At 72.9% G+C, this 11,939-nt stretch carries 11 protein-coding genes; 9 read left to right on the top strand and 2 right to left on the bottom strand.

Features of this window, described 5'->3' with window-relative positions:
* Positions 1-125: 125 nt before the first annotated feature.
* From AB8735_RS35290 to AB8735_RS35260, 7 genes are all read left to right on the top strand, one after another.
* Complete coding sequence (locus AB8735_RS35290; protein WP_372411718.1) at positions 126-1,766, top strand: MFS transporter; 1,641 nt, start codon at positions 126-128, stop codon at positions 1,764-1,766.
* A gap of 75 nt (positions 1,767-1,841) precedes the next feature.
* Complete coding sequence (locus tag AB8735_RS35285; RefSeq protein ID WP_372411717.1) at positions 1,842-2,330, top strand: MarR family winged helix-turn-helix transcriptional regulator; 489 nt, start codon at positions 1,842-1,844, stop codon at positions 2,328-2,330.
* 213 nt (positions 2,331-2,543) lie between these two features.
* Positions 2,544-3,578 (top strand): AvrD family protein, encoded by a 1,035-nt coding sequence (locus AB8735_RS35280; protein WP_372411716.1) that lies wholly within the window; start codon positions 2,544-2,546, stop codon positions 3,576-3,578.
* A gap of 160 nt (positions 3,579-3,738) precedes the next feature.
* Complete coding sequence (locus AB8735_RS35275) at positions 3,739-4,299, top strand: hypothetical protein (protein ID WP_372411715.1); 561 nt, start codon at positions 3,739-3,741, stop codon at positions 4,297-4,299.
* Positions 4,296-4,472 carry a hypothetical protein gene (locus AB8735_RS35270; RefSeq protein ID WP_372411714.1) on the top strand — a complete coding sequence of 59 codons (177 nt, stop codon included), beginning with the start codon at positions 4,296-4,298 and terminating at the stop codon, positions 4,470-4,472. Before AB8735_RS35275 ends, AB8735_RS35270 begins: the two co-directional genes overlap by 4 nt.
* Before the next feature lie 44 nt (positions 4,473-4,516).
* Positions 4,517-5,308 (top strand): AAA family ATPase, encoded by a 792-nt coding sequence (locus tag AB8735_RS35265; protein ID WP_344021669.1) that lies wholly within the window; start codon positions 4,517-4,519, stop codon positions 5,306-5,308.
* Between the two features lie 119 nt (positions 5,309-5,427).
* Entirely contained in the window at positions 5,428-7,047 is a 1,620-nt protein-coding gene (locus AB8735_RS35260) for a purple acid phosphatase family protein (RefSeq protein ID WP_372411713.1), read from the top strand.
* Here AB8735_RS35260 and AB8735_RS35255 read toward each other — a convergent pair.
* Positions 7,010-8,497 (bottom strand): FAD-dependent monooxygenase, encoded by a 1,488-nt coding sequence (locus tag AB8735_RS35255; protein WP_372411712.1) that lies wholly within the window; start codon positions 8,495-8,497, stop codon positions 7,010-7,012. The two genes, AB8735_RS35260 and AB8735_RS35255, sit on opposite strands and share 38 nt — an antisense overlap.
* Entirely contained in the window at positions 8,490-9,077 is a 588-nt protein-coding gene (locus AB8735_RS35250; protein ID WP_372411711.1) for a PadR family transcriptional regulator, read from the bottom strand. The genes AB8735_RS35255 and AB8735_RS35250 overlap by 8 nt, the downstream gene beginning before the upstream one ends.
* Before the next feature lie 193 nt (positions 9,078-9,270).
* Here AB8735_RS35250 and AB8735_RS35245 point away from each other — a divergent pair, with 193 nt between their 5' ends.
* The gene (locus AB8735_RS35245) at positions 9,271-9,681 is read left to right on the top strand and encodes a nuclear transport factor 2 family protein (protein WP_344021675.1); all 411 of its coding nucleotides are present in this window, start codon (positions 9,271-9,273) and stop codon (positions 9,679-9,681) included.
* A gap of 145 nt (positions 9,682-9,826) precedes the next feature.
* Entirely contained in the window at positions 9,827-11,917 is a 2,091-nt protein-coding gene (locus AB8735_RS35240; protein WP_372411710.1) for a transglycosylase domain-containing protein, read from the top strand.
* Positions 11,918-11,939: the final 22 nt, after the last annotated feature.

Here is an 11,939-nt window from a genome sequence, read left to right as displayed (position 1 = left end):
GAGTTGAGGGAACGCACGGCCGACTCCGTCGGGGTTCTCCATGGTATGCTCCACAAATCATCGGCATTGCAGATGATTTGATTCAGAAATCAATGAGCGGAGCGGACACGCACCCGGGGGAAACCATGTCCCAGCACATCGATCCGACGCGGCCCGCAGGCGGCCGCGGATGGACGCTCGCGGCCGTCTGCGCGGCGACGTTCATGCTCATGCTCGACCTGACCGTGGTGAACGTCGCCCTGCCCGACATGCGCGGCACGTTCGACGCGTCCTTCTCCCAGCTCCAATGGGTCCTGGACGCCTACGCGCTCGGGCTGGCGGTCTTCCTGCTGACGGCCGGTTCACTGGCCGACCGGCTCGGCCGCAAGAAGGTGTTCAACGCCGGGTTCGTCATCTTCGTCCTGGCGTCGCTCGCCTGCGGGACGGCCCCCGACGCGCTCTTCCTGTCGGCGGCGCGCGGCGTCCAGGGCATCGGCGGGGCCGTGCTGTTCGCCATCGGCCCGGCCCTGATCGGGCACGAGTACCGGGGCAGGGACCGCGGCCGGGCCTTCGGGATCTTCGGCGGCGTCGTGGGCCTGGCCATCGCCTTCGGCCCCCTCATCGGCGGCGGGCTGACGGACGGCATCGGCTGGCGCTGGATCTTCCTCGTCAACGTGCCGGTCGGCCTGGCCGCCCTGGCCGTGGGGACGGCCCGGATGCGCGAGTCGCGGGACCCGCGGGCCCGCAGCGTGGACTGGCGGGGCCTGCTGCTCTTCTCCACCGCCCTCGGCCTGCTGGTCCTGGGCTTCCTGCGCGGCGAGGCCCAGGGCTGGGACAGCGTCCCGATCCTGACCATGTTCGCCGTCTCCGTGGCGCTGTTCGTCGTCTTCTGGCGGATCGAACGGCGGCTGGGCGAACGGGCCATGTTCGAGCTGGCCCTCTTCCGCAACGTCACCTTCAACGGGATATCCGCCGTGACGCTGCTGTGCGGCGCCGCGACGATGTCGGCGATCTTCCTGCAGATCTCCTACGTCCAGAACGTGATGGGCTTCTCCGCCTGGGACACCGGGGTGCGGTTCCTCCCGCTGACCCTCTGCCTCTTCGTGGCGGCCGCCCTCGCGGGCGGTCTGACGACGCGCGTGCCGCAGCGCGTGCTCGTCGGCACCGCCCTGACCCTGATCGCCGCCGGCCTGTCGCTGGTGACCCTGGTGGACGCGGACAGCGCATGGACGGCGCTGCTGCCCAGCATGTTCGGCATCGGCCTGGGCATGGGCCTGTTCAACCCCCCGCGGGCGTCGCTGTCGATCGCGGTGGTCGAGCCGTCCAAGGCCGGGATGGCCTCCGGGGTGGGCGAGACCTTCCAGCAGGTGGGCGTCGCGGTGGGCATCGCGGCCTTCGGCGCGCTGTTCCAGTCGCGCGTCACGCACCTGTTCGCCCACTCCGCGGCGGCGGACGCCCTGGGGCCGCGGGCCGAGGAGTTCGGCCGGGCGGTCGCGGCCGGCGGGGGCGCGGAGGCGGCCCGCTCGGTGCGGGACCCGGCGCTGGCCGCGCGGCTGGAGGAGGCGGCGCGCACCGCCTTCACCGACGGGCTCACCGAAGTCGTGCTCGCCTGCGCCGCGTTGGCCGTGCTCGGCGCGATCGTCGGCTTCGCCGCCATCCGCACCCGCGACCTGCACGAGAGCGCGCTGGACACCCGGGAGGAGGAGCCCGCCGCCGCCAACGGCCGTACCCCGTACGGCGACAGCGCTCCCGAGGGCGTGCCGGCGGCCGTCGAGAGCGGGCCGTGACCGGCGGAGCTCCGCCCGGCGCCCGCCGGTGATAATGGGTCCGCCCCCTCCCCTACTGCTCCGGAACGGTCCGCCATGTCACCTCGTCCCTCACCCGCCCGGCAGGACGCCCCGGGACTCGACTTCCCCCTGGTCCACCGGACCGGCTATCTGCTCCACAAGGCGGGCACCCTGCTGATGCAGGAGGCGGACCGGGCCCTGGAACAACAGGGCCTGCGCATGCGGTACTTCTACGTCCTGGCCGCCCTGGAGGGCGGCCACGACCTCTCGCAGCAGGACCTGAGCCGGCTGCTGAACCTCGACCCGACGACGATGGTCGCGCTCGTCGACGAGCTGGAGGGCAACGGCCATCTGGAGCGGCGGCGCAACCCGGCCGACCGGCGGCGCTACATCCTGCGGCTGACCGACGGGGGCCGCGCCGTGCTGGCCGCCGCCGGGGCGGCCGTGGACGCGGTCGAGCGGGAGTTCCTCGCCGGCGCGCCGGAGGAGGACCGCGAGCAACTCAGGTTGATTCTCGGCCGATTGCTGGCCGGACAGTGGCCCCGGGTCATCGCCTGCGAATGACCGCGGACCGGCCCGACCTGGGCGGCCGCGCTCCGCGGCGCGGAACGTTTCATGCCGAATAAATAATTCCGCGAAATACCGCCGCCCATTCGCCGCGGAAGCACCGGGCGGCTTCCTTTTTCGATCTTTCCCCCGTGCTAGCCTGTTCGAACACGCATCACCGTCCTGCCTATACGTGCGCTTTGCCGCACTGCGGAAAGGACCACGGGGGAAATGAATCAGAATCTCTTGCTCTTCGATTCCTTCGACGCCTGCCTCGGCCCGGGGGAATCGCGCTTCTTCGGCAGCGGATACACCCGCGTGTCGCAGCACCTCGACCACATCGTCTCGTACGGCTCGACCGCGCCGGGCGCGGAGATCCACGCCTGGGCGACGCTCGACTACCCGCGGGACTGGTCCCGCAAGTCGGCCGCCCCGCAGCTGCGTCCGCATGTGAGCAGCATCGACGTCCTGCTCCTCGCCGTCACGCTCTGCGAGGTGCACCTGAGCACCGCGCACGGGCTGACGCCGGACCAACTGGGCCGCGCGTGGCTGCGGTCGGCCGACGTCAGAGCGGGCAGCCGGCCGCACGAGACGCTGTCGGACTTCCCGGTCCGCGGCCGGCTGGCGGACAGCCGTCCCGCCCCGGACGGGGAGCCGGGGCCGCTGCACAGCACCTACGACTGCCGGGTCGGCGGGCTCAGGGCCCGCTGCGTCCTCGTCCACGAGCGCGGCGCCCGCACCGGCGGGGACCGGCCGGACGCCCATGTCTTCGGCTCCGTGACCGATGTGCTCGGACCTGCCGGTTCCCGGGTGTACGGCGCGGCGCACAAGGCGCACCGGCACGTGGCCGGCGACGTCGCCGTCGATCTGACGCACCGGCGGGTACGGGCCCGCCAGCGGCTCGTCCGCCGTGCGGACGCGCCGCCCGTCCGCCACGGCCTGGAGGCCGCCTACGCGCCGTCGGTGACCGTCGTCGACGGGCTGGTGGGCGCCGCCCAGCTCGCCCAGGCGCTGCTGTACGCGCAGGACGGGCTCGACCGCGCCGGCAGCAACACGCTGTGGATGCGCCGCATGACCATCGGGACGGACACCCCGGTGCGCCCGGTGGACGGGCCCTTCGACGTCCGGGCGCGCGCCACGCACAACCGCCTCCTGTCGTGGGACGGGGGGCTGTGGCGGACCACCGACTGCGCGGTCGACGATTTCCGCGGCATTCACGGTTCGTTCTCGGTGGCGCACCGGCTGCCGGCGCACAGGGCGGCCTGACCGCGCGGTATTCAAACACCGTTTCATATTCCTCCCGCATTCCTGCACGGATCCGCTCCGTCATTGCGCGGCGCGCAATTTCCGTGCGGGCGGGAACGGCCCGTGCGGGCGGACAGCACGCGGAAGAACTCACGGGGGACAGCACATGACACCGACACCGATGACGCGTTGCGGAAACGCCGTCGTCGTCCGCGAAGGGCCGCAGCGCCTGCTGTGGCACCACCGGGGCGGCGGCACCTGGATTCCGTGCGGCCTGTGGCCGGAGCGCCGGCACCGGGAGCAGCTCTCGGCCCATCTGGCGTGCGGCTGCCCGCTGCTGGTCGTCCTCGACGGGGCGGCGGCCGTTCCCGTCCTGCGCGAGGAGTGGCAGCACGCGCCGGAGCCGCTGCGCGCGGCCCTGGGCGTGGCGGCGGAACCCGGGGCCGAGGTGGTGGAGTTGACCGTCCCGTTCCTGGACTGGCTGCCGGCGGAGCACCGTCGGCGCGGCGCGGACTTCCTGTCCCGGACGGACGCCCTCCTCGCCCGCCGGCCCGCTGCGCTGCTGCCGCCCCTCCTCCTCGACCACGGGGAACCGGCGCCGGGGCAGCCCCGGATCCGGTTCGCGCGGCGCCGCCCTTCGGCGGTCCTCACCCCGGGGCATCTGGCGGCGGTCGTGCAGCAGACCTTCGGCAGGGCGACGGCCTGCCCCGCGGCGGCGGAACGGGCGGGGGCACGACGGTGACCGCGGACCCCGGCGACGAGCCGGCCGGCCGCGCACGGCCCGCGCACCGCCCGCCCGTCCCGGGCCGACTGCCCACGCGGGAGGAGCTGTTCGCGGAGATCGCCCTCACCGCCGCCGCGGCCCTGGCGCACGCCGCGGGCGGGGCCGGGCCGCGCCCGGGGGCCGCCGCGTGAACGCCCGTCCCACCGCCTTCTCTCCAGCACCCGGAAGGAAACCCATGACATCCGAACCGGCGCCGGAGACCGCTCGCGGCCTCCGTCTCGCCATATCCGGCACGTACTCCAGCGGGAAGAGCACCACCACCGAGGCCGTCTCGGTGGCGACGGGCATCCCGCGCACCCACGCCATGACCTCGCGCGAGATCCTCCTCGACCTGGTGCCCGGCAAGCAGGTGCAGGAACTGAACGCCGACGAGCTGCTGATGCTGGGCCTGCGCCGGCTGGAGGAACGCATCCACAACGAGTCCGGGCCCGGCCCCTTCGTCTCCGACGGCTCCGTCATCCACGAGTGGATCTACGGCGAGGCGCGGATGCGGGCCGGCATCAACCCCGGGGCGGGCTTCCTGCACCGGGCCGTCAAGACCGTCGCGGGCCTGCCCTCCCGCCCCTTCTACCAGGGGTACATGAACGCCTACGGGCGGATCGTCAAGGACCGGGCGAAGCGCGTCTACGACGCCTACGTCCACCTCCCGGTGGAGTTCCCCCTGCGGCCCGACGGGCACCGGCCGGTGTCCGAACGGTTCCGGAGGCTCTCGGACACCCTGCTCGTCGAGACCCTGGAGGAGATGGAGATCCCCTACCACGTCGTGGGCGGTTCCGTACGGGAGCGGGTCGAGCGCATCGTGGAGATCTTCGAACTCCCGCTGGTGATGCCCCTGGACGAGGCCATCGCCGTCGCCGAGGACCGGGTGCGCCGGGCCCGGGAGCTCATCGAGGCCGACGCGCGCCACCACAGCGCGCAGCGTGCCGCCTCCTGGCGGCGGCGCCTGGCCTACGCCCTGCGCTACTGACCGCTGCCCACTGCTGCCGGCCACTCCTGACGCAGTGTTCTTTTGATCATGGCCGGATCGCACCCTGATCACCTACAGTGCCCTCCACCACCAACTCCCCCACAGGAACAGGGTGTTTCATGGCGATCACGCGTAGATCCGTGCTCAAGGGATCGTCGGCCGCTGCCGCCGTCCCGTTCGTCGCCGGTGCCGCCGGGGAAGCCTCCGCCTCCCCGGCGGCACCGGCGGCCGGGCCGCTGCTGCAGAGCAGGCCGCACCGGCTGGGCGCGCCCGGAGTGCTCGGCGTCCACCTGCAGTTCGGCTCGGACCCGTCCTCCGAGATGACCGTCTCCTGGATCACCCCGCAGTCGGTCCGCCGGCCGCAGGTGCGGCTCGGTTCGCCCGGGGGCGGGCACGGCGGGCGGGTGGTCGACGCCGAGACGCGGACGTACCGGGACGGGCTGTCGAAGGAGGAGGTGTACGTCCACCACGCCCGGGTCACCGGTCTGCGCCCCTCGACCACGTACCTCTACACGGCCGGGCACGACGGCGCGTCCCCGGAGACCGGCTCGTTCACCACGGCGCCGCGCGGCCGCGCCGCCTTCACCTTCACCAGCTTCGGCGACCAGGCGACGCCCAATCTGCGCCGGGTCGTCCACCTGCCGGACGGCGTCCCCTCCCCCGTCAACCGCTATCCGCTGCACACCAGCAGCCAGGTCGGCTCGCCCGCCTCGGCGGACATCGTCTCCGCCGTCGAGCGGGTCGCGCCCCTGTTCAACCTGGTCAACGGCGATCTGTGCTACGCGGCGATCGCCGGTGCGTGGGGCACCAGCCGGGTGGCGACCTGGGCGGACTGGTTCATCAACAACAGCCGCTCCACCCGGCTGCGTCCGTGGATGCCGTGCGCGGGCAACCACGAGAACGAGAAGGACAACGGCCCGATCGGCGCCGCCGGTTACCAGACCTACTTCGCGCTGCCCTCCTCGTCCGCCTCCTCCGACGAGGAGACCCGGGGCATGTGGTACGCCTTCACGGTCGGCGGCGTCCGCTTCATCAGCCTCGCCAACGACGACGTGGCGATTCAGGACGGCGGGGACACCTACATCAGCGGCTACTCCGGCGGTGCCCAGCGGCGCTGGCTGGAGCGCGAGTTGAAGGCCGCCCGGGCGGACCGGGGCGTCGACTGGATCGTGGTGTGCATGCACCAGCCGATGATCTCCAGCCACCGGAGCGCCGGGAGCGACCTGGGGGTGCGCCGGGCCTGGGGCCCGCTGTTCGACGCGTACGGGGTGGACCTGGTGGTCAGCGGGCACGAGCACCACTACGAGCGGTCGCACCCGGTGCGCGGCACCCTCCCCAACGAGGCCCGCACGCCGGTTCCGGTCTCCACCCGCACCGATCTGATCGACACGGGCAAGGGCACCGTCCACATGGTCATCGGCGCCGGCGGCAACATCGCCACGAGCCAGGACGACCTCTTCGACACGCCCCGGGCCCGGGTCCTGGTCGGCCTCAAGGACGACAAGTCCTCCTCCGGGCACCGCGAGGCGGTGTGGATCCCCGAGGAGGCGCCGTGGGCGGCCGTCCAGGACCGCAAGTACAACCGCGGCTTCGCCGCGTTCGACGTGGATCCCGGCGACGGCCGCGACGGCCTGACGCGGATGCGGGTCACCTACTACACGTTCGACGGGCCCCACGGCGACCTCACGCCGGTCGACACCTTCACCCTGCAGCGCCCGCGTTCGGACGCGCGCCGCTGAACTCCCCCGGCCCCGGCGGGCCGAACCAGCGGGCGAGGGCCTCGCGGAGAGCACCGTCCCCGGGCGTTCCCGTCCAGGCGGCGTGACCGTCCGGCCGGACCAGGACGGCGCGGACGCCCGGCAGGGCGCCGGGCCGGGTACGGGCGACCGCGACCCGGTCCGCCCAGGGGGCGGCGACCGCCGGTTCCTCCTCGCCGTCCACCAGCAGCACCCCGCCGCCCGTGCGCGCCGGCAGCGGCAGCAGGCCCTCGCCCGCCGGCGGGACGTCCGGCACCATGCGGCCGTCCCAGGGGTGGCCGCTGCTGCCCGGGGCCGGATAGCGGGTGCCCACGGCGGTGACGGTCTCGGCGAGCGGGCCGGCCGTGTCCTCGGACGTCGCGAGGTGGGCGAGGAGTTCGCGCACCGGGGCCAGGGCCTCGCCCTCGGGGCCTTCGCGGTTGAGCACGGCTTGGGCGCGGGTGCTGCGCAGCAACGCCGTTCCGGCCGCGTGCCGTTCGGTGTGGTAGGTCTCCAACAGGCCGTCGGGGGCCTGCCCGTGGACGGTCAGGGCGAGCTTCCAGCCGAGGTTCACCGCGTCGTCGACCGCCGCACTGACGCCGACGGCACCGGCGGGCGGGTGGACGTGCGCGGCGTCGCCTGCCAGCAGGACGCGGCCGTGCCGCAGCCGTTCCGCGAGCCGGGCGCCGTCCCCGAACCGCGTCAGCCACCGGAACTCGGCTATCTCCAGGTGCCGCCCCAGCGCCGCGTCGACCACCCGCCGGAAACCGGCCGGTGTGACTGGCTCGTCCCGGTCCTCCGGCGGCCGGGGGTCGGCGGTGATCAGGCGGACGAATCCGGGCCGGGGCACGGCGAACACCCCGCCCGTCACCCCGAAGGGGAGGGCCCCGGGGTCGGCGAGGACCACGTCCCCGGCCAGGGTGAAGCGGCGCGGGGGCGTGCCGGGGAAGGCGATGCCGGCGAGCGTGCGGACGGCGCTGCGGCCGCCGTCGCAGCCGACGAGCCAGGGCGCGCGCAGGTGCAACGGCCCGTCCGGTGCCGCCACTTCGGCCGTCACCCCGCCGTCGTCCTGACGCAGGGCGGTGAGGCGGTGGCCGCGCAGGATGCGGACGCCGAGCCCGGTGGCCCGCTCGGTGAGGAGTTCCTCGACCCGGGTCTGGGAGATCCCCAGGACGTAGGGGTGGCCGGTGCGCATGGCGGCCAGGTCGAGGCGGGCCGTGCCGACGAAGGCGGTGCTCGGCACGGTGGGGCCCTCGGCCAGGAAGCGGGCGGCGAGCCCGCGGCGGTCGAGGAGTTCCAGGGCGCGGGCGTGGAGGGTGAAGCCCCGGGAGCGGGCGGGCGGGGCCGGGTCGCGTTCGATCAGCAGGGTGCGGACCCCGGCCAGGCCCAGTTCGCCAGCGAGCGCCAGCCCGGCGGGTCCGGCTCCGACGATCAGGACGTCGGCGTCAGGCATGGCGGTCCTTCTCCGGCCATTCCAGGGCGCCCTGTTCGATCTCTTCGGCGGTCCTGCGCACCCAGCGCAGCTCGGCGCGCGCCATCTCCCGCGCGTACTCGGCCTCGATGACGAACAGCCGGGGTGCTCCGTGCTCCTCGCGGGCCGCGCGGTACGCGCGTCCGCCCTCCTCGATCCGGGTCTCCAGGGCTGCTGCCCGTTCGCGCAGCGCCTGTGCGGCGCGCTGCGGGCCGAGGGCGCCGAGGTAGCTGACGGCCGAGACGAACTTCGGGTATTCCTCGGCCGGTTCGCGGATCAGCTCGTCGAGCCACTCGGTGAACTGCCGCCGCCCGTCGGGCGTGTGGCGGTAGACGGTACGGGCCGGGCGGCCGCCCACCTGTTCGGTGCCGTCCGCCTCGATCCAGCCGTCGCGGGCCAGCGCCCGCACGGTGTCGTAGAGGGATCCCGTGGTCACCTTGAAGGCCCGGTCCATGCCGCGCTCGCGCAGGGCGGTGGCCATGGCGTGCGGATGCAGGGGCTGTTCGAGGAGGAGGCCGAGGACGGCGAGGGCCAGGGGGTTGGCGGGTCGTCGGGGGGACATCGCGCTCCGTTCGGTCGCAGCGGACGATTCACTCGGACCCTACTACTCGGATCCGAGTAAGCGCTAGGGCGTATTGATCACGATGCGCGATGACTGCCCGCACGAAGCGGCCGTTGGCCGCCGCTCCCCCGGCGGCTTGACTGTGAACACGGCGGAGGGACCGCCGGGAACGAGCAGAGGACGGGGATCGGCGATGACCGGCACGGAACCCAAGGACGTGGTGCGGCGCTACTTCGAGGCGCTGGCGGCGGGCGACCAGGAGACGGTACGTGACTCCTGGGCCGAGGACGGGAGCTGCTGGTACGGCGGCGACCTCCCCATCTCGGGCACGTGGCAGGGCCGCGACCGGGTGATCGACGGATTCCTGGCGACCGCCTTCGCCCACCTCGACCCGGACCGGGAGATCGGCATCCGGATCACCAACCTCTTCGGCGAGGGCGAGCAGGTGCTCGTCGAGTGGGACTCCTGGGCGACCGGCCGGACCGGCAGAGCGTACGACCAGAAGAACACCGGCATCTTCACGGTCCGCGACGGAAGGATCGTCGGCATGCGGGAGTACGCGGACACGCAGCACTGGGAGCGTGCGCTGGTGGAGCGCGCGTAAGGGATCCGCCGCAAGGGCCGGACGGGACCGTCCGGCCCTTGCGGACGGAGCGCACGGCCCACTGAGGCCAAATGACCCTGAACCGTAATATGCGTGGACTGGAATCCAAACATCCGCTCTCAGTTTCATCCCATAGGGTCGGTCCGTGAGCGATCGTCGCAAGAGAGTGGATGCCCTGACTCTCCTCCCCCCGCTGCTGCGTCGTCCCTTCTCCAGCCGCCGCCGCAAGGCCGGACACGGCGAGCCCGGCCGCCACGGAACCGGACATCGCGGGACCGGGCGCCGCCGCCGCGGGCCGCGGTTCCGCCCGGCCTATCCGCGCCCGGGCCGGACGGGGTTCAGGCGCTGGGTTCCGTCGTGGCGCCAGACGCTGGGGCTGTTCGGCTCCACCGTCACCGTCGTCGCCGCCCTGCTGACGATCATGTACATACGCACCGACATACCCGCCGACCTCAACGCCTTCGCCACACAGCAGGACAACGTCTACTACTGGGCCGACGGCACCGAGATGGCCCGCACCGGCGAGATCAACCGTCAGGACACCCCGCTGGACAAGGTGCCCGAGAAGGTCCGCTGGGCGGCGCTGGCCGCGGAGAACGAGACGTTCTACTCCGACAGCGGGGTCTCCCCCAGCGGCATGCTCCGCGCCGTCTCCAAGATGATCGGCGGCGGCGACACCCAGGGCGGCTCGACCATCACCCAGCAGTACGTGAAGAACGCCTACCTCAACCAGGAGCAGACCTTCACGCGCAAGCTCACCGAGATGTTCATCGCCATCAAGCTCGACAACAAGCTGAGCAAGGACGAGATCCTCGAGCAGTACCTCAACACCAGCTGGTACGGGCGCGGCACCTACGGCATCCAGCGGGCCGCCCACGCCTACTACGGCAAGGATGTCTCCCAGCTCAACGCGAGCGAGGGCGCCTTCCTGGCCTCCCTGCTCAAGGGGGCCGCGCTCTACGACCCGGCGGTCGGCGCCGAGAACCACAAGCGCGCGGAGGAGCGCTGGAAGTGGGTGCTCGACCGGATGGTGGCGACCGGAAAGCTCTCCCAGCAGGAGCGCGCCGGCTACACCCGCTTCCCCGAACCCATCGCCCCGCCCAAGGCCACCGGGCTCACCGGCCAGACCGGCTATCTCGTCGAGACGGCCCGCGCCTACCTCCTCGCCCATTCCGACGTCTCCGAGCAGGAGTTCGCGCGGGGCGGCTACCAGGTGCGCACGACCTTCGACAAGCGGCGGATGGCCGCGCTGACCCGGGCCGTCGAGAAGGCGCGGGGCGGTCTCGCCCCGGACCGCCGCGCGGCCGACCGCGATGTGCGCATCGGCGCCGCCTCGGTGACCACCGACGGCCGCATCGTCGCCCTGTCCGGCGGGCCCGACTACCTCAAGCAGGGCTTCAACGACGCCAATTCCTCCGTCGTCCCGGCGGGCAGCGCCTTCACCCCGTTCGTCTACGCCGCGGCCCTGCGCGACGGCGTGCAGCGCGAACGCGGCAAGCCCCGTACGCGCGTCACCCCGGCGACGGTCTACGACGGCAACAACAAGATCTCGCTCCAGACCCCGGAGGGCCCCTACTGGGACCGGTCCGGAAAGATCGTGAAGGCGGTCAACGACGGCGACAAATCCTGGGGGAAGATCTCGCTCAAGGACGCGGTCGCGCAGTCGGTCAACACCCCGATGATGCAGCTGGGCATGGACGTGGGGCTGGACGAGGTCGGCAAGGTGGGCATGCAGACGGGCCTGCTGGAGAGCAGCCTCGGCGAGAAGCTGCCGTCCTTCTCGCTCGGCACGTCCACCCCCAGCGCCATCCGCATGGCCGACGCGTACGCCACGTTCGCCGCCGGGGGCCGGCACACCGAGCCGTACTCGGTCGCCGGGCTGCGGCGCAACGGCGACGACGTTCCCGTGAAGAGGCCGGAGACCGACCAGGTCCTGCCGCGGGAGGTGGCCGGGGCCGTGGACGACGCGCTGCGCGAGGCGGTCCGCAAGGGCCCGGCGAAGCCGGCGCGGGCCGCGGGAGCGGGCACGGCGGGCAAGACGGGCACCGCGCAGGACAACAAGTCCGCCTGGTTCGTCGGTTACCGCGGCTCGCTGTCGACGGCGGTCTCGCTCGCCCGGATCGACCCGAAGACGCAGGAGCTGCTGCCGCTGGACGGCATCGGCGGAACGCCCGAGGGAACGGCGGGCAGTTCCCTGCCACTCGATCTGTGGACGCGGTACATGACCGCCAAGTAGGGCCGGGCGCCGGGCCGTCGGG

This window comes from Streptomyces luteireticuli, from assembly GCF_041519305.1.
Lineage (GTDB): Bacteria > Actinomycetota > Actinomycetes > Streptomycetales > Streptomycetaceae > Streptomyces > Streptomyces luteireticuli.
Note: the sequence above shows the minus strand (reverse complement) of the source record. Positions and strands in the feature narration are given on the sequence as shown.